Here is a 21,393-nt window from a genome sequence, read left to right as displayed (position 1 = left end):
TTTGGTGTCCATGAGGAATTACTTCTTGAAATAGGTCCGATAGACTTCTAAGGCAACGGGTGCCGCAGCAACCCCACCATAGCCACCATTTTCCACCACTACGGCGATGGAAATTTCGGGATTGACTGCCGGTGCAAATCCGACAAACAAGGCGTGAGAAGGCTGTCCTAAGACCTCTGAGGTCCCGGTTTTGCCCCCGCTTAAGGGAACGGTCCCATCATTTAAGACTCGGGCGGTCCCTTTTTGCACCACGGCAACCATTCCCTCTTTAATCACGGAAATTGCCTCGGGAGAGAGTCCCACAGGTTCGGGTTTAGTGGCGGGGGTATTGCTTTGAGAGGCGAGTAAATGGGGTTTGACTCGGTTCCCTCCATTGGCAAATACCGCCGACATCACGGCGAGTTCCAAGGGGGTGCATAACACCATCCCTTGACCAATTCCCATCGTCACGCTATCCCCGGCATACCAGGGTTCGTTGTACATCCGCAGTTTTTCCTCTGGGGTGGGAATCATTCCGTGAGTGCCGCCATCGAGTCCCAATAACTCTAAGCTGGTAGACTCACCAATCCCGAGTTTACCTCCCCATTCGGCGATCGCCTCGGGTCCAACTTCCATCCCGATTTGATAGAAAAAGGTGTTGCTACTGTATGCCAAAGCATCCTGGAACCCAATCACCCCATATCCCCCACTATGTTCGTGAAAGGCAATGCCACCGACCACAATATAGGAGGAGGTTCCTAAATAGGAATCCGGTTGATATTTTCCGGTCCCAATTCCTGCCGCTGCAGTGACCATTTTGAAGGTACTCCCGGGGGGATACCCTTGCAAGGCTCGATTCAGAAAGGGATTTTCTAACTCCTGGAGACTCTGCCATTCCGCTGCTCTAACGTTGCGGGTGAAGATATTCGGGTCAAAACTGGGTCCACTGGCCATTGCGATCACCCCCCCAGTCTTGACATTGAGGACCACCACGGCACCCCGTCGGGACCCTAGTGCGCGTTCCGCAGCTTTCTGGACTTCTGCATCTAGGGTTAATTCCAGGGGTTCCCCACTAATGGCCGATCGCACCCCCAGTTCGCGAATTTCCTCTCCATTGGCATTCACCTCCACCAGACGATTACCCCAAACTCCCGTCAATTGCTGGTTAATCGTCTTTTCAATTCCCATCTTGCCGATGATAATTCCCATCGGATACTCTGGATTCGCCATCAGATCTTCCTGGGTTGCTTCGCCAATATATCCCAGGACATGAGCGCCGGTGTTCCCCTCGGGATAGTATCGGCTGGATTCGGCCCGAACTTCAATTCCGGGAACGTCTGCCATTGCCTCAGCTATGGTCACAAACGCTTTTGGGTCAATTTTTTGGGCGATTCGCACCGGCATTCCCGAAGCATATCCGGTTTCGTTGATTTTCTTGATGATATCCTCGGGGGAAACATCAATCAGGGGACCGAGCTTTTTGGCTGTTTCTTTCCATTGCGCCGGTTGTTGCTCCCGAGGCCATAAATAGATCGCCCTCGCTAACCGATTGGCTGCCATCAGTTTACCCTTACGGTCTACTAGATTACCCCGCGCCGCAGGAATCGGAATCAGCCGAATCCGGTTATCTTCTGCTCGTTGTCGATACTCTTCCCCTTCTATAATCTGCAACTGTGCTAGACGCGCGCCGCATACACCCATAAGTAAGGTGACGATGCTCATCAGTACAAAGGGTCGGATCGGCGATCGCTTTGTGTCTGTCTTATTCGTGCTGACTTTAGAGAAAAAACTCGTCTGTCCGGTAACCATCTTTATCCCATCCCGCAGGAGTTCACTTAAACACTATCGCGCTAACGGGTCCCCAGACCCGAGAACTGGAGCCGCTGTTTTTGCTACACTCCCTCTAGCTGTTCGATCGCTCCGGAAGATTCTATCAAATTCCTGGCGATCGGGGTAGGCTTTCCCCCTTCCAGTCCGGGGAGATTTAGGGTGAGCAATGTTCGGCTCCTGGTTGTTCTTTTTTATTCCCACAATTTATATCATTTCTTCAATCCATTGCACCGTTTTTCCAGTCCTACTCTACCTCAGACTCCCTTCGGCCCGGTTGCGGTGTTTCTCCCCCTGATGTTCAATCTTAACGCAATTCGCTACCCTGGGTAAAGATAGTTGACCTTCTGATCAATCTAATTTTTACCAATCCTCGTTTTTTAGAACCCAATCATGGAAACACCGAAAATTATCGCCGATTATCACTGTCACAATGCTGAGGTTCCCACCTGGCATCCGATGGAAAAACGCCTGTATTGGAGTGATATTCCTACGGGAAGGGTGTTCCGCTATGACCCGGCAACGGCATCTCATGAACAGATTTATGCCGGGGACTCCGTAGGGGCGATCGCTGTTCATGAGGATGGTTCCTTGCTGTTTTTCATGGCAAAAGGGGCGATCGCCCGATGGCAAAATGGCACCCTCACCCCCATCATCCCGGAAATTCCTGCGGAACGCGAAACCCGCTTTAATGACTGCATCGTTGACCCCGCCGGACGAGTCTTTAGCGGCACGATGGAAAAAGGCAAGCATCTCGGTTCCCTGTACCGCCTGAATACTGACGGCACTCTCACCCAAGTGCTAGAAAACTTACAAATTCCCAACGGCATGGGATTCACCCTGGACCGGAAACACTTATACTTGACCGACTCCCCTAAACGTAAAATTTACCGTTTTGCCTACGATGTATCAACCGGAAACATCAGCGATCGCCAAGTCGTCATCACCATCCCCGAAAAAAAAGGCGTTCCCGACGGCATGACGATCGATGCTGAAGGCTATATCTGGTCCGCCCGATGGGATGGTCATCACCTCTTTCGCTACAGTCCCGACGGCACCGAAGTCCTCCGCATTCCCTTCCCCGCGAAAAAAGTTTCCGCTCTCACTTTTGGCGGAGAAGATTATACAGACATTTATGTAACTACCGCAGGCGGAGACAATCGCGCCAAAGAAGGAAAAGGTGCTGGTGCGGTGTTTCATCTTAATTTAGGCATTCGCGGGATGCCAGAATTTCTAGCAAAAACTGCTGTGTAATTTAGGCGACAACCTGCTGAGGTTTAAAACCCAGCAGGTTGTCATTATCGCCTTAGTAGTCGTAGGGTGCGTCACTGGTACAACTTGTAAAAAATGCCCTATTTTTTTACTTTGATGCACCAAAACCCTTGACAAGGGTTCCGAATTTTGTTAAATTTTTATCATGGGGAAAGGTGCGGCCAAAAAAAGGCATCTTGAGCTTTAAAATTACCTTCAATCCAGTCTACACCCTCCCCAATCTCTGTAGCGGCGATTCGCGAATCGCCCGAGAGGATTATCCGCCATAATTTTTCCCCTGTGGCACCAAAACCCTTGACAAAGATTCCCAATTTTGATAAATTTTTATCATGGGAAAAGGTGCGGCCAAAAAAAAGACATCTTCACCCTCCAACTTAAGATAAACTAAAACAATCCACTTAAAACCCAATCAATAATGGCAACGTCACCCCTTCCCCCAGATGTTGTGATTCCCCGGCAGCAGTATCTCCAAGCAGTGCAGCAGGGACTCTCTCGCCTGGGGAGTCAACCTCAGAATGTGCTGGTATTTTATGGTAGCGATCGCCTCTGTTGGGGAGTGGGGAAAGCGATCGCCAAGAAAATCAAACCCCAGGTTCCTTGCATCTATATCGATGGCATAGAAATTCGCCGTCGCAATCCTGCCACCGATGAAGCAGCATTGATTGAGTTACGGCGTCAGTTAACAGAAGGGAAAGAGGATTTCAGTTCCTTTGATTTTGCCTTTACTTGTTATAAATCCTTGACAAATCCCCATCTGAATATCACTCAGGATCAATATGCCAAGGGAATCGATCGCGCCGATCGCCTGAGCACGGGTGCGGATTTAGCATCAGCATTTGCTGGCATTGAATTAGATAAACTGTTGCAGCAAATGGGATTGCCAGAAGTTGGCACAACCATGCAGCAGTTATTACCGTATTTCTTGGAGGAATTGCAAGAAATCGGCAAGGATGCGATGCCGTTGATCACCTTTTTGCTAAAATTAAACTGGTTTTTCCTCAAAAATGCTGACGCATGGCGGTGGTGGAAAGAAACCGGGTGTCGGGAGTTGCCACCCCTGCAAGATTTTGTCAGTCCATATCAAATTATCGAATATTTGCCAGGATTATTGGCGAAGGGGTTGCAGCAGTATCTCGATCGCCTGAAGAAACCTCTGGTAATTCTGTTAGATGACTATGAGGCATTGGCGGATTCTCGGCATCCGGAGTGGTTGGAAACCCTAATTTCTGCACCGAATCCTTGGGTGTTGTGGGTAATTGTGGCAAGACGACTGCCGCAGTGGATTGAGGGGGGTGAGAGTCTTCCCATCCTGCCGCTAACCGAGGCAGAAAGTCAGGAAGTTTTAACTACTGCGGGAATTACCGGCGATCGCCTGTTGTCAACCATCACCGAGATTTGCCAGGGAACACCTTATTATATGCATCTGTGTGTGAAGCGGTGGCAGAAAATCCAACAGAGGCGATCGCCGCAGGTGGAGGATTTTGCCGGGAAACCCGAGGAATTTCTCACCACAGAAGCAGCAACCTGGGACCCCGAGGAACTGCGAATGCTGCAAGTCTTGGCAATTCCCCGTCAGTGGGATCAGGCAAGGTGCGATCGCCTGCTGCAACAGCAGCATCTGGAAACTTGGCGGGGACGGTTTGCGGAAGTGATTGCCTCTCCTTATATAGAAGCAGTGGCAGAGGGGAAATGGCGGATACATCCCCTGATGCGGCAATATTTGCTAGAAAACCAACCGCAACAGCAACGGCAAATGCTGCATCAGGGATTATATGAGGAGTTGCAGCAGGAGTATCTCCAGGCGCAAACCCCGCAAGCGGCAATCTTGGCGCTGGATGAGGCATTGGATCAAGCAATAGACAGCAGTGATTCCCAGGAGGCGATTGCCTGGGTATTGTTGCAGATGCCGACTCACCAGGAAAAGCAGCAACATTCGGAAGTGGTGGAGATGTTGCGATCGCTGGTGAAGCGGTTGGGGGAAACGGTTACCGCAACCACTGCCAAGGCACAGATGCTGCTGGGATATTCCTTAGTGGAGTTGGCAGAAACAGAGAAAGCGCTAAAGGAATTAGAAACTGCCAAGGCGCAATATGCGGCAGTGGGATTAGGGGACAGTTTAGATGCGGCGCGAGTGGAGTATGAATTGGCGGAGGTGTATCGGAGAGGCAGTCGCACCTTTGATGCTAAAAATGCAGCAATGCGATCGCGGCAGTTGCGCCAACAGCATTTAGGGAAAGATGCGCCAGAGGTGGCAGAGGTCCTCAACCGCCTAGCGGCGATCGCCTGCGACTGTGGGGAATATCGAGAAGCGGTACTTTGTTGCGATCGCGCCTTAGAAATCCTGACATCCCAACCCCAACCCCACCCCATCTCCCTGGCAACTGTCAAGAAAACCGCAGCATTATTAAAGATTTACAACAACCAACTCGATGATGCAGCACAACTCTGCAAAGAAGCGCGACAGTTAGCAATAGAATTCGGAGGAGAAAATCATGCGATCGCCATCACGAGTCTGATGATGTTAGGGGGGATTCATGCTCGCATGGGACCCCGTTTATATCCGAAGTCTTTAGCACAATATCAAGAAGCGCTAACCGCATCAGAACAGGTATTTGGTCCCAGTCATTTCCACACTTTAGATGTATTAGAAGCAATGGCAGAATTATGTCGCAAAATGGGACAGCATCAAGCAGCAGATGAGTATGCCGAACGTCATAATGCTTATGTCAAAGTTGGGGAGTTAGAGGTAACGCCGGAATTAGCCCTGCGATTGAATGAAATTGGTGTTGCACTTTATGAAAAAGGAGAATTTGGGAAAGCGGAACCGTTATGGAAACAATCGCTGAATATTCGGCGCAAAGTTATAGGAAATGAGCATCTCGATACTGCTAACAGTCTCAATAATTTGGCAAAATTGTACCATTCCCAGGGACGGTATGCCGAGGCGGAACCGCTTTTACTGCAAGCGCTAAATATTTGCCGCAAAGTCCTCGGGGATGAGCATCGTTATACTGCTGTGAGTCTCAATAATTTGGGAGGATTGTACAAATCCCAGGGACGGTATGCCGAGGCGGAACCGCTTTTCCTGGAAGCGTTGAATATTAAACGCAAAGTCCTCGGAAATGAGCATCGGGGTACTGCTGTGAGTCTCAATGATTTGGGAGGATTGTACGAATCCCAGGGAAGGTATGCCGAGGCGGAAAAGCTTTTCCTACAAGCGCTGAATATTTGCCGCCAAGTCCTTGGGGATGAGCATCGGGATACTGCTGACAGTCTCAATAATTTGGGAGGATTGTACAAATCCCAGGGACGGTATGGCGAGGCGGAACCGCTTTGCCTGCAAGCGCTCAATATTCGCCGCAAGGTCCTCGGAGATGAGCATCGGGATACTGCTTTGAGTCTTAATGATTTGGCAGCATTGTACAATTCCCAGGGAAGGTATCCCCAGGCGGAACCCCTTTACCTGCAAGCGCTGAATATTTGTTGCAAGGTTCTCGGGGATGAGCATCCCGATACTGCTGACAGTCTCCATAATTTGGCAGCATTGTACCATTACCAGGGGAGGTATGCCGAAGCGGAACCGCTTTTACTACAAGCGCTGAATATTAAACGCAAAGTCATCGGGGATGAGCATCCCGATACTGCTAGCAGTCTCCATAATTTGGCAGCATTGTACTATTATCAGGGAAGGTATGCCGACGCGGAACCGCTGTACCTACAAGCACTAAATATTCGTCGTAAAGTCCTTGATGATGAGCATCCGGATACTGCTAACAGTCTCAATAATTTGGCAAAATTGTACTTTTATCAAAGGCGATATGCCGAGGCGGAACCGCTTTACCTGAAAGCGCTGAATATTCGCCGCAAGGTTCTCGGTGATGAGCATCCGCATACAAAGGAAACAGCAGAAAATCTCCAGCAGTTGAGGGATAAGCGCAATTCCTAATTTGAGGGAATGATTGTTCGGTTTGTCCAGAAAAATGAGGCAGCAATTAACCGCGAGGGTGCGTCAGCGTAAGTTCATCCCGGAGGGTGTGTCAGTGCTACAGCTTATTCCGTTTGCCAATACTTGACTCTATCTGACACCCCCTCCAGCAGATTGGGGGGAATTTAATGCCTGGGAATGCCTTTTTTTGGCCGCACCTTCTCCCACAATAACAATTTACCAAAAATCCCCAACCTTGTCAACAGGTTTCCGCAAATTTGTAGAAACCCTGATTTCCCATCTGGGTCCAAAAAACAACCCATTAAAAATCATTTCCCCAGTCGGTTTTGACCAATGTAGAGGCGATTCGCGAATCGCCCCTACAGGCGGATTTTTAAACTCGGTCGATTGTCGCAACTCCCTGCCAATTATGCTAAAATTAAATTCAACTCTACCCCATCCCCGCTTTAAAAAACATGAAATTCAAACTAGGGTGTACGCTCAATTATAATGTTGAGTCCCTGAGTACCTTTGTCTTTAATATCCGCGTTGTAGAAACCCCTTGTCAGAAAATCCTCACCGAACAATTAATCATCGACCCCGATATTCCCATCGATGAATATGTTACCCCCTTCGTGGAAAATCGCTATTTTCGAGTGAATGTCCCTGCCGGTACAAATTTGAATATTTTCTATCAGGCAACCGTGGAAATGACCCACTTTTATGGGGATGGCAATACCATTGCTGAAGTACCGCCAGCAGATTTACCCGTGGAGACGTTCCACTATCTTTATCCCAGTCGCTATTGTGAGTCCGATCGCCTCCATTATTTAGCGCTTTCTGAATTTGGAGACTTGGTACCCGGATATTCTCGGGTGACGGCGATTTGTAATTGGATTTATGAAAAAGTGATTTATCAGTATGGAACCAGCAATCCCCATACTTCGGCATTTGATACAGCAACGGAACGGATTGGGGTTTGTCGGGATTTTGCTCATTTGGCGATCGCCTATTGTCGTGCCTTGAATATTCCAGCGCGATGTGTGGCAGGATATGCTTATGGGTTAAATCCACCTGATTTTCATGCTTGTTTTGAGGCATATTTGGGAGGACGTTGGTATCTGTTTGATGCCACAAGGTTAGCGCCTCAAAATGGAATCGTTAGAATCGGCACGGGACGGGATGCTTCCGATGTTGCTTTTGCGACTATTTTCGGGAATATTGCTTTGAACAAGATGGAGATTTTGATGGAACATCTTCGTGATGAAAATAGTTCCGAGGTTCCGGCATTGACTACAGAGGCAATTTCTATTTGTGGACAATTATAGAGCAAGAGGGGTAGACTTCTTTTGAAATTGTAATAAAAAGAGACCACCCCGTCCCTTCGGGACACCCCTCCAAGGGAGGGGAATAAGGTTGGATCTCTCGCCAGATAAAGCGATTGAACAATCCCAAAATTAATTGGACCAAGACAATAAAATGCCCCTACTCCATTTCTATTTGTGGACAATTATAGAGTAAGAGGGGTAGACTTCTTTTGAAATTGTAATAAAAAGAGACCACCCCGTCCCTTCGGGACACCCCATAAAGAGACCACCCCGTCCCTCCGGGACACCCCTCCAGGGGAGGGGAATAAGCTGGGATCTCTTGCCCGATAAAGCGATTGAACAATCCAAAAATTAATTGAGCCAGGACAATAAAATCCCCCTACTCTTTAACAGAGAAATAAGCCCCAAAATTCCCCTCCCTTGGAGGGGTGTCCCGAAGGGACGGGGTGGTAAATTCTAGCTTTGAAGGAGTGCACCTTATTCCCCTCCCTTGGAGGGGTGTCCCGAAGGGACGGGGTGGTAAATTCTAGCCTAGAAGGGGTACACCTTCGGGACGGGGTGATAAATTCTAGCCTAGAAGGGGTACACCTTGGGGACGGGGTGATAAATTCCCCTCCCTTGGAGGGGTGCCCCGAAGGGGCGGGGTGGTAAATTCTAGCCTAGAAGGGGTACACCTTCGGGACGGGGTGGTAAATTCTAGCCTAGAAGGGGTACACCTTCGGGACGGGGTGGTAAATTCTAGCGAGTGAACAGGTATTTATCTATGCGCCATACTCAAAAATATATGTCTCTTCCCTATAACCCAGCACTGAAGGACCGGGCTAAAGCCTTGCGCAGTGCCGGAAATTTGGCGGAGGTGTTGCTATGGAATCAAATTAAACGCAAACAGTTTTTAGGGCTAGATTTCGATCGCCAAAAAATCATCGGTAATTATATTGTTGATTTTTATTGCGCGTCCAAGGCGATCGTGCTTGAAGTAGACGGTAGCAGTCATGATGATAAGGCTGAATATGATGCTCAACGGGATGCTTTTCTGATGGGTTTAGGGTTAACGGTTGTTCATTTGCGAGATAGTGATGTCAAGAATAATCTAGCAGGGGTTATGGATTTTTTGCGAAGTCATCCAGTGTTGGCTAGTCCGCATAAACAGACCACCCCGTCCCTCCGGGACACCCCATAAACAGACCACCCCGTCCCTCTGGGACACCCCATAAACAGACCACCCCGTCCCTCTGGGACACCCCATAAACAGACCACCCCGTCCCTCCGGGACACCCCTCCAGGGGAGGGGAATAAGGTGAAAAATTAGCTTTGTTAAGGGTAGGGCTGTTTTATTCTAAAATTTTCTTTATGTAAACTAGAATCGCGATTTTTTGAAGGCAGAGAACGACTGAAGTCGGGACGTTGAACTTGGATGAATATAGAATGGAAAATTCCAGCAGAAGGGATAAAATTATTGCCGCAACAGGTTCATGTTTGGCGGGTGGAACTCGATCGCAATTCTGAAGAAATCCGCCAATTTCGCGCCATGTTGTCCCCGGAGGAGCAAAAAAGGGCCGATCGCTTTTATTTTGAACACGATCGCAGTCGGTTTATTGTGGGACGGGGGATGTTGCGATCGCTGTTGGGGAAGTATTTACAGGTTGCACCGGACGGGATAGAATTTTGCTACAGTGCCAAGGGGAAACCGATGTTGGCAAATGTTGAGCAGAGTCTGCATTTTAATCTGTCTCATTCTGGGGGATTGGCGCTTTATGCGATCGCCTCGGAACCTGTGGGAATTGATTTAGAGCAAATTCGTCCTTTATCCGATGCGGAACAGTTGGCGAAACGGTTTTTTACTCCCGCCGAAGCAGAGGCGATCGCTGCTTTATCCCTGGCACAAAAACAAGCTGCTTTTTTGAATGCTTGGACTCGCAAAGAAGCATATTTAAAGGCAACCGGCGATGGATTAGCAGGATTGGATGAAGTGGAAGTGTCTCTAATTCCCGGAATGCCTGCAAAATTACTAAGAATTCAGGGAAATTCCGAGTTAGCATCCAATTGGTTCATCGCGGAACTGCACCCTCATCCCGATTATGTAGCCGCCGTGGCGATCGCGGGTCAAGATTGGCAATTATGTTATTTTAAAGATTAACATCAATCCGCCATTTTAACCGCACCTTTTTTACCGTTTGCAAACGCCCTTAACAACGCCATCCCGTGGGAGACATCTCTGCTAATTCACGCCATCTTACTCAGAAGATATCATGAATCAACCCAAACATCGCCTTAGTCCTCGATGGAAAAAAATCGGCCAATTTGTCTGCCTTGCCGGTTGCACCTTGAGCCTGATTTTCGGGGGTTATACCATCTTTAATTATAGCAAAAATCTGAGCAATTCCCTGGATAATTCTCCCCAAACCTTGCCCAATCCAGTAGCAGTTAATTCCGTAAACTCACCAGAATCTGTCACCGTTGCACCCGAAGCGGCAACGCCAACATCAGCGCCACAATCCCCAAAAACTCCGGGAATACTTGCCGCAAATTGTGGCAGTCCCCAGGGAGGACCAACCGATAATCCTATTGCTGAACAATATTCTAACTCGTCCTATCCCTGGACCAATCAACTTAAATGGAACTGCGTCTATAATATCCAGGACTTCCAAGGAGGAACGATGGTGGCGCGGTTTAATGCCGCGCGAGATGCCGCTGCCGAAAATGACGGAGGAGTGGTTTATTTTCCTGCCGGAACCTACTCTTTTGAAGATAGCATCAGCCTCAAAACTGGAGTCCTTCTCCGGGGTGAACTTCCCTCAGTCACCGATGCCAAAAATGCCGAATTTAATCCTCCATCCAAACTCGAATTTCCTAAATATGAACCGCAATTCTCAGGGAATGGTACTCCGAACGACACGGCCTTTAAAACCATCACTACCGCTGCGGGAGATACAGACAGTAATATTGGATTAGTCTATCTGGATATCAATCGTGCCGCCATTTCCTTGCGCGGAGATTTGGATAACGGGAACAATCAAAATCTGGTCATTTTTGGCATTCGCAGCAACAATGTTGCTGAACCCGACCCGCGAGTTCCTGACCCTTCATTTCAAAGTCCTTGGTTGCGCTACAGTTATCGGTTTGCCGCCAATATTAAAGTCAATGCCAAAGCTAATATTTTAATTGCCAATAATCGAATTAATGACAATATTACCGACAACTACGACCAACCCGGTTATCAAGTTAAACCCATTCGCGGGGAACAAATTATCACCTACCCAGAAGGAAATAAAGTCCCCTTCCACTATGGCAATCACTATGGAATTGTGGTAAATCGGTCCAAATCCGGGGGATTACAAAAAAATGCCAATCCTCATACAGAACCGGGACTATTTCGCACTGGAATTACCGTCCGAGATAACTGGGTTTATCACACCATGCGGGTCGCCATTTCTGCCTCGGGGGATGGGTTAGTCATCCAAGATAATCAAGTCCGCGACGAACGCAGCAAACAATGGTGGACGGACCCGACAGGGTTAAAAGAACCAAAAGGTGCAGTCACCTTAGAAAATCGGGCCATTGATTGGTCTGGATCGAATGTTTTAGTGGAGGGAAATCAGTATGAAGTGTATCGCCATCGCATCCGAGATACGCCCTATCTGAGTGTAGATGGGGAGGGTATTTTAATTCAAGAATGTTGTGGAGGAACCGAAGTGAATGGTGCAATTCTCCGTAATAATCAGGGTAATACTTACATTGGATTGTACAAAATCCCCTCCATTAAAAAGGTGGAAATTGTGGGAAATAAAGTTAATGCCGGACCGACGGATCTTGAGCTAATTTATGTAAATGCCGATACCAACAATGCTCCCGGGGTGATGGAAGATGTGACAATTACCAATAATATTGTCAATGGCGGAATTTTAGCCCGAGGGACAGCGGGAGGAAAGAGAAATACCATAGAAAATAATCAAGGAAATAACTCAGCTTCTTTGACTTATTCCTGCCATGTTACCGCCAAGGGAAATACGGGGTTTGAGGAACCTCCTTGTTTGCCGTAAATTCCTGTTCATCGGGGAAGCAAAATCGGTAAAATGGAAGAGTATCTTTTGGAGTCCACAGGAGACTGACCGTTTATACTCGTCCTTTAGCTCGTTTAATCGAGCAACTACAACGTTTGCCGGGAATTGGCCCTAAATCCGCCCAAAGACTGGCCCTCCATTTACTGAAGCGACCCGATGATGAAATTCAGGCATTGGCGAAAGCATTAATCGATGCTAAACAACAAGTGGGATTTTGTAAAGAGTGCTTTCACTTGAGTGCAGAACCCATTTGCGAAATCTGTCGTGCACCCAATCGCGATCGCGATGTGATTTGCGTAGTTTCCGACTCTCGGGACTTAATTGCCTTAGAAAAAACTCGGGAATTTAGAGGAAAATATCATGTCCTCGGTGGGGTAATTTCGCCTATGGATGGCATTGGACCCGAACAACTGAATATCCAAGCATTAGTTAGGCGCGTGAGTCAACAACAAATCAAAGAAGTAATTATTGCCATCAGTCCCAGTGTGGAGGGAGAAACTACGACCCTTTATGTGGGACAATTACTCAAACCTTTTACCCGAGTCACGCGCATTGCCTTTGGATTGCCAATGGGAGGAGATTTGGAGTATGCCGATGAAGTTACCTTAGCACGTGCGTTGGAGGGTCGTCGAGATTTAGACTAAAATGCCCCACCAGAGATTAGAAGACGGGTTTCTGTGCAAAATTTCTGCCAATTTGGAGCAAATCTGGGCGGTGAAACCCGGTTTCTTGTCCCCTGGATCTCATCCTTCACCGGAGATTCTAGGCAACTGCACCACAGGCCCACTGATCCGGGTTTGAGTTAGGATAGATTGAAACTATGACGAATCAAGTGCCAGAAACTTGACTGTTTCTATCTCTTTCGGGCAAATTACGCCCGGTTAGCCTGTAGAGTTAATGCTACCACAGGCTTTGTAATTATCAACCCAGTATTAATCCGTCATGAGTCAATTCCTCTCTCCCTTTAAAGGACCTTTTGTATTTGCTGTCATAGAATCATTCAATTCTGTCCTGCTACCTCCCTACTTACTCGGGTTTGTTCTGAGCCTGATTGTCCTGACATTTTTCACGATATTTCTGCGGTGGGGAGTGTATCAGCATTTAATGTATTTAGCCTCTCGGGTTCGAGGGTTAATTTACGATACTAATCCGCCCAAAAAACCGAGAATTGTTGAAGAAATCGAGGTAAGATGCAAGGAATCAGACCCGGCCTTAGAACATATAAACACTGGGGCATTAATTGACCAAGTTTATAGTAAATATCTCCTCAAAAACGAACAAATCGATTATTTTTGCCGATTTTTACCCAATCTTTTTCTTTCGTTGGGTTTGTTGGGAACGTTCCTGGGAATTACCATGAACCTAGCCGAACTCAGCCAAACCATTAATGATTTTGGGGTGGGGAGTATTGATGCGTTGGTGCAACAAGTGCAACGACCCCTGCAAGGGATGGGTGTGGCGTTTATTAGTAGCTTAGTTGCTGTCGCTTGTAGTGCTTTGTTGACCGTGGTCAATTTATTGAGAAATACCACCCTTGCCAAATATCAACTCATCAGCGCTTTAGAAGATTATATTGATAATATTTATGGCCCTGCTCTCAATCGCCGATCGCCTTTAGATAAAGCAGTCGATCGCCTCGAAACCCTCTTCTCCACCTTTGTCAATCAGTTCTCTGTCTCCGTCAAAGAAGCGGTTTCCTCCTCATTAGGAGAAAGCGTAGAGCAAATTACTGAAGGCAACCGCCAAGCGAATCATCTCGCCACTCAGGTTTATAATCGCCTCATGGAATCTTCCAGTTCCATGATGTCCGGTGCCACCATGTTTCGGGAGTCAGCACAACTCTTTGAAAAGAGCCAATTTGCGAATAAACTAGCAAGTTCCACGGATAATTTAGCCAATACTCAACGGGATTTAGGGCGTTCCGCCTCGGTGTTAAATCAATCTACTCAGGCATTGCAACTAGCGATCGCCTCTTTGCAAACCACCAGTCAGGAAACCCTTCACCTCTCAGAAGAAATCGCCGGATTAAGCAAGAATTCCGGCCAAGTTTTGAACTTAACCCAAAACAATCAAAAAGCATTAGCAGATGTGGTGGGAGAAATGCAGCAAAGCGCTCAAATCTTCCATTCCGTCATCAAAACCCTAGATACCTTACAAAAGCGGTTAGCAACCAGAACCGATCGCTTTGTGGATGTCCATACCGAACTTTATAAATTAGTCGAAACCCTCAAACTCTTTACCGAAGAAATGAGAGGGGGAATGCAAACTTTAGGCGATCGCCTCGTCGCATCCGTTGGCGATCGTAATGGCATCAATCCCGCCACCGACCCCGTTGCCTCCCGCATCAATAAACTCGGCAACGACCTCAATGCCGTTCAATCACAACTAGGCCAAGTTGTCAAGCATTTAGAATCTGAAGAACAATCCCCAATCGCACCCACTCGCCTGAGTCCTCCTCCAGCTAACAATTCCCAGGACCCCTTTAACCCACAACTGGTTAACTGGGAGGAAGAAGAAAATCCTGAAAAATGAATAAAAACCCACACCCTAAAGGGTGGGGCGTTGGCGGACAAAGCCTGCCTCCGCAGGCTAATACAGAAAATCAACTTTTAATAACCGGATTTAGGAGGAAAAAACCTTTCCAAAATCTCTCCAAATCCCAGATTTAAACCTGCACAAACTTACCCTAATTAACGGAGAATTGCCTCATGAGATTTAGGTCTAGGCGGCATGAAATGCCACCAGAATTTGATATTTGGCCCGCATTTACTGACTTAATGTCGAATGCGTTTATGATTCTCAGCTTCCTGCTGCTGCTGGCGATTATCAAACCCTTAGTCTCCATTACCAGTATGCGAGAAACCGAAGAAGCCCTCCGCCAACAGCTTCTCAGAGCCCAAATTGACCTCACCAGCGCCCAAAACCGCGCCACCTTAGCGGAATCTCAACTTGCTCCCTTAGCGGCCCAAAATCGCGCTTTAGCGGCTCAAACCCAAACCTTACAAGGGCAATTGCAACAGCAAATCGCCACTCCGAAAGCCCCTCCCATCATCGTCATCCGCGATACCGGGGCTTATCAATTTTCTTCTGGAAGTGCTCAACTTCCCGATGCCTTAGAAACGTATGTTCGCAATCAATTAGTCCCGCAAATTGAAGCCAACGCCGCCGCCTATAACATCGATGTGGTAGAAATTATTGGACATACCGATGGACAACCCAATAATGCCGGATCTAGTAATTTAGACCGTTCCTTGGGACAAGTGGCTGCCGGTACAACCCAAGTTAATCAGTTAGTTCCGGGTTCAAATGCGGATTTAGGATTAATGAGAGCCTTAGCCGTAGTGCAAATTTTACAAACCATTCAACGCAATGAAGGTAAGCTGCAAAAATTACAATTTCGCCCCTATTCTGCGGCGCAATTGGTTTCTCCTACAGGAGATTTTGGCAATGTTAATCCCAACCCCGATGAAAGCAGAAGACGGATTGAAATTCGGTTTACCCGCTTAGGTGAAGAAACCAACGTGCAGTAATAAAGCCCGCACCCTGAAGGGTGGGGCTATACTAACAAAGCCCGCCTGCGCGGGCTAATGTGGAATTCAGGTTAAATTTCAGGATCGCGTTCTTCCTCATCCGCGATCGCCTCGGGAGATTCCTCCTCCATCTGTGCTGCATCTTCCGCAGGTTCCGACTCTGGGTTATCCACTTCCACGGGTTCCCCGGGTTCTGCCTCCGATGTCTCCGGAGTCGCTAACTCCTGAGAGTCTCCAGTTGGGGGGGTCTGCAATCCCTGGGGAGTCAATCCATCCTCTTCCCCCATTTCTGGCGTTTCTACAGGTTGGCTTGGCTCATTTTGCGGCTGAACCTGTTGCGGAACCGACTCTTGCACAGGTTTCGGTTCAACGGCTTCCACGGGGGCCGCCGGTTCTTGGCGGGCTTCACCGGGTACAGGCCCTGGGGCTGGTTTAGGTTGCGGTGCTACATTCACCGGCTTGGCGGGCTCACCTTCTGGTGATGGGTCCCGCAGTTGTTGGGGTCTACTTGCCGGGGGCTGTTCCATCCGCAAAGGGGAATTTTCTCCCCGGGGTTCTCCATCCAATACCGGCGGCACATTTTCTGCCGGGGATTCTGCATCCAATACCGGCGGCACATTTTCTGCCGGGGATTCTGCATCCAATACCGGCGGCACATTTCCTGCCGGGGGTTGGGTATTATTCACCTCCGGTTGCTGAGTTTCTACAGGAGGTGTGGGGTTTGTCCCTGGGGATGGCGCATTGGTACAGAGTTGAGGAGCATACTGGAACTCAAAGGCATACTGGTACACCGTAGGTTTACTCACGGGAGCAAACTTCATGTCTTGGACAAATTTTCGAGCAAAGCTATCGAGAATGTCCTGTCCACTTCCCAGTAAGCGCCGGGGTCCATCCATAATTTGTCCGTCAGGATTGACCAAAACTCCAAACAAAGCACGCCCTTGTAACTTTTGGGGACAAGCTTCTAAGGGATATTGGTTCGCTACGCCGATCGCCGTGTTGGTCCTGACTTCGCCATATTGGGATTCTAAGTTCGCCACCCACTGGGCATAGGCTTCTACCCCTTCTAACATGGCATTTTGGCGATCGCTTACCAACCCCGTGGGGTTTTCCGGGTTATCTTCTCCTCTATTTTCTCCTATAATTTTGGCCCAAAGTTCGCGAACCCTCTCAGGATCCGTCCCTACTTTATCGGGAACCGCCGCACCCTCCTGGGGGCGATCGCTCGGCGTGGGAGCATTGGAGGGACCCACAGCTTGAGCGCCCTCCTCAATCCCATCTTGTTGACTGTTTCTCGGTGCAGTCTGCAAATCCACTGCACGTCCAATCTGCTGCGATTGAGGGCCCGTGGGAGCCGGTCCCATCCCCGGGTTTACATCACCGGGTAATGTACCTGATGGGCTAAATCCGGGCGGTGGGGTGGGATTGCCATTCTCTGCACGAGCGATCGCCTCTGGCCCTGGGACATTTTCAGGGATAGGAATATCGGCGAATTCCGAGGCATCCACCGCTTCGTTCATGCCACTGAAGGGCCTTTGCTGATTCCCTGAAGCCGGGAAACTCCCCTGGGGAGGGGGCGGAACATCTTGCAACCGGAATTCTTGTGGTGGCGGTGGCGGTATCAGCCGATTTTGTTCAGCACTCTGTCTTTGTTGCCGTTCTCGTTGCTCAATTTCTCGCTCAATTTGGGCGCGTTCTAATCTTTCTAATGCCAGTAACTGCTCGATCGCCATACTATTCGACGACCCCGAAGACTGACCATTTCTTAAACCCTCCCGTAACTCCGTGGGGGATTGATAATCCTGCAAGGAGGGCAGGGGGGTTTTGAGATCCCTCAAAGAGGGTGCAGGGGGAAGATCTAATGGCAGATCATATAACGGGTTCCCCGGTGGTAAAGTCAGGGGTTCAAGCCCCAATTTGCCGGGGGAAGGGGGCAGAGGTCCTAATTCTGGCAACCCCGCTACTGGCTCCGAAGACGAGTTCAGACTGCCGGACCCGGTAGCTTGTGGCGATGACAAATCGGGGAGGCGGCTGACTTCTTCCGGAGTCAGGTTGACCAAATCTACCGTCGTCCAGGGATTAGGTTCCGTCTCACCCTTCAAGGGCAAGCGGTCCCAGCTTATACCAAGCAGTCCGTGGATGCCCACAGAGGCTAAAATTGCCACCACGGTTGGCTGGGATAAGAGGTCAATCAGGGAGTTTTTCGGCAAAGAATAAGACATGGCAGGTAAGCTTAGGTCTAGACGGGCAGACTGCGATTGTGATGCAGCAGTTTCACACCGCCTGCCGCGTTAATTCAGACATTCGATGCCCCCATCAACCCGGATATGATAGCACTGATGGCTGACATTCGTGTGCGGCAAGACAATAGAAATTGCCAGAAGGGGTGAACACTTGATTGATACAGATCCTGATTTCGATTTAAAAGTTGCAGAGTGATTCTGGAGGGAAACTAGGGGGTGCAACTTGGATAATAGCCAAGGAGAAATAAGGGAGTTTCAAATCGCGGCGATCGCGCAGTTGGCGATGAATTTTTTGCTCGGCTCCGGTGACTCGTTCTATAATTTGGGTGCGATCGAGCAATCCCCGGTCCTGCAACAGGTCCCAAACGCGATCGTACACCGAACTGACTTTCATCAATACCACCACATCCGCCCAGTCTAGCGCCTTTTCCAACTCTTCGACCCGATATAAGGCGGGCAAAACCGCCAACCGTTGAGACCCTATGGTTAAAGGGATTCCCAGTTCTGCCGCTGCCGCTAAAGGCGAACAAATTCCCGGGACTGACTGCACCTGAACCTCGGGGTGCTGGCGTTGCAGGGTCTGGGCTAAATAAGTAAAGGTACTATAAAAATTAATATCCCCTTCCGAAACAAAAGCCACATCCTGTCCCAATTTCAAACAGTCCCAAACGCGATCGCTCGCTTGCTGCCATGCCTGATTCAGCAACGCCTCATCTCGCACAAAGGCAAACTCTAAAGGCAATTGCACCTGATCGGCATGAATCCATTGGGCGATAATCCCTGCCGCCATCCCCGGTTTACCACTGCTTCCCACGGGAAAAGCCACCACAGGCGCAGCTTGCAACCGCTTTAAACCCTTCAGCGTAATCAGTTCCGGGTCTCCGGGTCCTACCCCAATTCCATATAACGTCCCCAATGGCATCATCCTGTTTCTTAGCCCTCGTTTTCCTTACCCTATGGGTTTATTCTGCCCGTTAATTTTCCGGCCATCCAGATTTGCCGGTACAATCTAATCTTTAAATCTCCGTCAATCTCGTGCCATCCCCCATCCACCATGCCCTTACCGACCGTCATTTTACCGGGTTTTTTCGCTGCTGCATCGGAATATCGGGAGTTTGAACGCTTACTCAACGCACAGGGGTTTCCCGCCCTCTTAGTCCCCCTGCGAAAGCGGGATTGGGTCCCCACCATTGGCGGCCGTTCGATCGCCCCCATTCTCAGCCAACTCCATGCCACGGTTCAGCAAGCCTTACAGGAGTTTAACGCTCAGAAAGTTAACTTAGTCGCCCATTCTGCCGGGGGATGGATTGCCCGGATTTACTTGGGAGAAAAACCCTATATCATTCATGGGGATATTGACGAATCCGCTCAATTATGGTATGCAAATCCCTTCGTGAGTACCTTAATTACCCTAGGCAGTCCCCATATCAGCCAGGAAAGGTGGACCCTCAAAAATTTGGATTTTGTCAATACCTCTTATCCCGGTGCTTTTTACCCTCATGTGCGTTATGTCTGCTTGGCGGGAAAGGCCGTTTATGGCGCACGCAAGCGGGGACAATGGTTAGCACATAATAGCTATCGGATTACCTGTGGCATCGGGGAAACTTGGGGCGATGGGATTACCCCGATTGAAGCAGCGCATCTGGTAGGGGCGGAAAATATTGTTTTAGATGGGGTGATGCATTCTCCGCGATCGCCTTTGAACTGGTACGGGTCGCCCGAAATCTTACCCCAGTGGGTCTCCTATTTAGAATAGTTGGTGGATTAGGGGACTCCAGTAGAGAGTCGCGGACAAAACTGAGTGCCCTTGCTTAAAAATACGGCAAATTGCTCCAAATTGAGGGGAACATGAAAAAATTAAAAGTTGGGTCCAGACGTTCTGGGAGGAACTTAGTTCAAACCCGGAGACGTTCAAACTGTCCTTCTCAAAAATTAGAGGACTTTTTTGCTTAAGTGTGGGATATTTATTGTCCCCGGTTTGCTGGTGGAATGATCTAGTATTTAATCTGCCCGTTGCCTATGGGTTTGGATATTTTTGTAGTTTAGTTTGGCCCGATTATTTGATGGCCGGAACGATTGTCGGCTATTGGCTATCGAATATTATTGGCATATTAATGATGCAATTTGGAGTGGTGGATATTCTGCCTAAAGGCTCCGAAAAGCGAAACTTTAAAAAAGATTTAATCACGGGGTTAATTTTTTCAACCGCTTACACCGTTGTAATTATTGCCTTGGTGCAATTGAATATTTTGGATACTCCAATTTTAGCGGCATTACAAGGAGAAGTTGCCGCCAATCCGTAGCCGGGGGTTCACGCTTCGCCAACCCACTCCAAAAGAAGGTTAGATGGGAATAACAGTAGCCAGTGCTACTCAGAAGGGAACAACAGCAAGCCGGGACGTTGAACTTATAGGGGTTTCTGAACTAATAACTGGGGGAACCGCTATATAATCGATTCAAGAATTTTATGGAGGCGTTGCGATCGCTAAGCTTATGAGTTCTATCTTGACCGCTGTGGTTACGGGTATCACCAGCTTTGCCGCCACCAATATTGACGATATCACCCTCTCCATGTTGTTATTTTCCCAAACCAACAATCGAGGCTTTCATCCCCGAGATATTGTGATTGGGAATTATTTAGGATTTACCATTTTAATTTTAGCCTGTCTCCCCGGTTTATTTGGGGGTTTATTTTTACCGCCCCCTGGGATCGGGCTATTGGGATTCATTCCGATCGCAATCGGCATCAAGCAGTTACTCGTTCGTCAGTCCGATGATGAACCCCAAGTCCAAGGAATCATCACTCCCGGTGAGCCCCCTCTCCAAAAACCCAGCCGGTGGCCTAGATGGCTCACCTATTTATCCAACAGTCAAATTTACAATGTGGCCGCCCTCACCGTCGTCAATGGTGGGGATAATATTGGAATTTATGTTCCGATATTTGCCAGCAATCGTCCCATAGATTTAGCCGTAATTCTGGTAATTTTTTATGTATTGGTGGGAGTTTGGAGTGCCATTGCCTACTATTTGAGCCGCCACCGGGCGATCGCCCTTGTTTTAACCCGATATGGTCTCCAATTAACACCGTTTATTTTAATTACCTTAGGACTGTTTATTTTGATTGATAATCAAAGTTACCGCCTGTTAGCAGCATTCAATTAAATTCAGCTTAGAGCGACAAAATAGGGGAATTCAGCGTAAGGCAGTCGCGCCGGTATGGAGTGGGAT

General features: G+C 48.5%; 15 protein-coding genes. 12 read left to right on the top strand and 3 right to left on the bottom strand.

What is annotated here, in order from left to right; all coding sequences use genetic code 11:
- Positions 1 to 18: 18 nt before the first annotated feature.
- Positions 19 to 1,788, bottom strand: coding sequence for a penicillin-binding protein 2 (gene mrdA, locus NG792_RS02385; RefSeq protein WP_261200225.1), 1,770 nt, complete (start codon positions 1,786 to 1,788; stop codon positions 19 to 21).
- Positions 1,789 to 2,199: 411 nt separating this feature from the next.
- Between mrdA and NG792_RS02380 the strand changes: the two genes are divergently transcribed.
- The 9 genes from NG792_RS02380 to NG792_RS02340 all read left to right on the top strand — a co-directional run bounded on the left by NG792_RS02380 (position 2,200) and on the right by NG792_RS02340 (position 15,922).
- The gene (locus NG792_RS02380; protein ID WP_261234373.1) at positions 2,200 to 3,060 is read left to right on the top strand and encodes an SMP-30/gluconolactonase/LRE family protein; all 861 of its coding nucleotides are present in this window, start codon (positions 2,200 to 2,202) and stop codon (positions 3,058 to 3,060) included.
- Between the two features lie 433 nt (positions 3,061 to 3,493).
- The gene (locus NG792_RS02375; RefSeq protein ID WP_261234372.1) at positions 3,494 to 7,024 is read left to right on the top strand and encodes a tetratricopeptide repeat protein; all 3,531 of its coding nucleotides are present in this window, start codon (positions 3,494 to 3,496) and stop codon (positions 7,022 to 7,024) included.
- Positions 7,025 to 7,479: 455 nt separating this feature from the next.
- Positions 7,480 to 8,331, top strand: a complete 852-nt coding sequence (locus tag NG792_RS02370; protein ID WP_261234371.1) for a transglutaminase-like domain-containing protein — start codon at positions 7,480 to 7,482, stop codon at positions 8,329 to 8,331.
- A 763-nt stretch (positions 8,332 to 9,094) separates the two neighbouring features.
- Positions 9,095 to 9,511: an endonuclease domain-containing protein gene (locus tag NG792_RS02365; protein ID WP_261234370.1), complete on the top strand. Its 417-nt coding sequence runs from the start codon at positions 9,095 to 9,097 to the stop codon at positions 9,509 to 9,511.
- A gap of 234 nt (positions 9,512 to 9,745) precedes the next feature.
- Positions 9,746 to 10,468 carry a 4'-phosphopantetheinyl transferase family protein gene (locus NG792_RS02360; protein ID WP_261234369.1) on the top strand — a complete coding sequence of 241 codons (723 nt, stop codon included), beginning with the start codon at positions 9,746 to 9,748 and terminating at the stop codon, positions 10,466 to 10,468.
- 112 nt (positions 10,469 to 10,580) lie between these two features.
- Entirely contained in the window at positions 10,581 to 12,371 is a 1,791-nt protein-coding gene (locus NG792_RS02355; protein WP_261234368.1) for a glycoside hydrolase family 55 protein, read from the top strand.
- Positions 12,372 to 12,436: 65 nt separating this feature from the next.
- Complete coding sequence (gene recR, locus NG792_RS02350; protein WP_254564188.1) at positions 12,437 to 13,036, top strand: recombination mediator RecR; 600 nt, start codon at positions 12,437 to 12,439, stop codon at positions 13,034 to 13,036.
- Between the two features lie 298 nt (positions 13,037 to 13,334).
- On the top strand, positions 13,335 to 14,924 hold the full coding sequence (locus tag NG792_RS02345) for a hypothetical protein (RefSeq protein WP_261234367.1): 1,590 nt from the start codon (positions 13,335 to 13,337) through the stop codon (positions 14,922 to 14,924).
- A gap of 176 nt (positions 14,925 to 15,100) precedes the next feature.
- Entirely contained in the window at positions 15,101 to 15,922 is an 822-nt protein-coding gene (locus NG792_RS02340) for an OmpA family protein (protein WP_261234366.1), read from the top strand.
- Positions 15,923 to 15,993: 71 nt separating this feature from the next.
- Here the strand turns inward: NG792_RS02340 and NG792_RS02335 are convergent, their stop codons facing one another.
- Positions 15,994 to 18,144, bottom strand: coding sequence for an energy transducer TonB (locus NG792_RS02335; protein ID WP_261234365.1), 2,151 nt, complete (start codon positions 18,142 to 18,144; stop codon positions 15,994 to 15,996).
- 199 nt (positions 18,145 to 18,343) lie between these two features.
- Entirely contained in the window at positions 18,344 to 19,090 is a 747-nt protein-coding gene (locus NG792_RS02330) for a precorrin-2 C(20)-methyltransferase (RefSeq protein ID WP_317619200.1), read from the bottom strand.
- Positions 19,091 to 19,219: 129 nt separating this feature from the next.
- Here NG792_RS02330 and NG792_RS02325 point away from each other — a divergent pair, with 129 nt between their 5' ends.
- From NG792_RS02325 to NG792_RS02315, 3 genes are all read left to right on the top strand, one after another.
- A complete protein-coding gene (locus NG792_RS02325) occupies positions 19,220 to 19,921 on the top strand; it encodes an esterase/lipase family protein (RefSeq protein ID WP_261234364.1) in 702 nt (233 codons plus the stop codon).
- Between the two features lie 100 nt (positions 19,922 to 20,021).
- The gene (locus NG792_RS02320; RefSeq protein WP_494337299.1) at positions 20,022 to 20,468 is read left to right on the top strand and encodes a DUF7980 family protein; all 447 of its coding nucleotides are present in this window, start codon (positions 20,022 to 20,024) and stop codon (positions 20,466 to 20,468) included.
- Between the two features lie 190 nt (positions 20,469 to 20,658).
- The gene (locus NG792_RS02315; RefSeq protein WP_261234362.1) at positions 20,659 to 21,327 is read left to right on the top strand and encodes a cadmium resistance transporter; all 669 of its coding nucleotides are present in this window, start codon (positions 20,659 to 20,661) and stop codon (positions 21,325 to 21,327) included.
- Positions 21,328 to 21,393: the final 66 nt, after the last annotated feature.

It is taken from the genome of Laspinema olomoucense D3b, from assembly GCF_025370785.1.
GTDB classification, from domain to species: Bacteria; Cyanobacteriota; Cyanobacteriia; order Cyanobacteriales; family Laspinemataceae; genus Laspinema; species Laspinema olomoucense.
Note: the sequence above shows the minus strand (reverse complement) of the source record. Positions and strands in the feature narration are given on the sequence as shown.

What these genes read in the sequence shown, in the direction of transcription:
- NG792_RS02325 (WP_261234364.1), top strand. Translation starts at nt 19,220, where the DNA reads ATGCCCTTACCGACCGTCATTTTACCGGGTTTTTTCGCTGCTGCATCG.
- NG792_RS02380 (WP_261234373.1), top strand. Translation starts at nt 2,200, where the DNA reads ATGGAAACACCGAAAATTATCGCCGATTATCACTGTCACAATGCTGAG.
- NG792_RS02365 (WP_261234370.1), top strand. Translation starts at nt 9,095, where the DNA reads ATGCGCCATACTCAAAAATATATGTCTCTTCCCTATAACCCAGCACTG.
- NG792_RS02355 (WP_261234368.1), top strand. Translation starts at nt 10,581, where the DNA reads ATGAATCAACCCAAACATCGCCTTAGTCCTCGATGGAAAAAAATCGGC.
- NG792_RS02340 (WP_261234366.1), top strand. Translation starts at nt 15,101, where the DNA reads ATGAGATTTAGGTCTAGGCGGCATGAAATGCCACCAGAATTTGATATT.
- NG792_RS02330 (WP_317619200.1), bottom strand. Translation starts at nt 19,090, where the DNA reads ATGATGCCATTGGGGACGTTATATGGAATTGGGGTAGGACCCGGAGAC.
- NG792_RS02345 (WP_261234367.1), top strand. Translation starts at nt 13,335, where the DNA reads ATGAGTCAATTCCTCTCTCCCTTTAAAGGACCTTTTGTATTTGCTGTC.
- NG792_RS02375 (WP_261234372.1), top strand. Translation starts at nt 3,494, where the DNA reads ATGGCAACGTCACCCCTTCCCCCAGATGTTGTGATTCCCCGGCAGCAG.
- NG792_RS02360 (WP_261234369.1), top strand. Translation starts at nt 9,746, where the DNA reads ATGAATATAGAATGGAAAATTCCAGCAGAAGGGATAAAATTATTGCCG.
- mrdA (WP_261200225.1), bottom strand. Translation starts at nt 1,788, where the DNA reads ATGGTTACCGGACAGACGAGTTTTTTCTCTAAAGTCAGCACGAATAAG.
- NG792_RS02315 (WP_261234362.1), top strand. Translation starts at nt 20,659, where the DNA reads ATGAGTTCTATCTTGACCGCTGTGGTTACGGGTATCACCAGCTTTGCC.
- NG792_RS02335 (WP_261234365.1), bottom strand. Translation starts at nt 18,144, where the DNA reads ATGTCTTATTCTTTGCCGAAAAACTCCCTGATTGACCTCTTATCCCAG.
- NG792_RS02370 (WP_261234371.1), top strand. Translation starts at nt 7,480, where the DNA reads ATGAAATTCAAACTAGGGTGTACGCTCAATTATAATGTTGAGTCCCTG.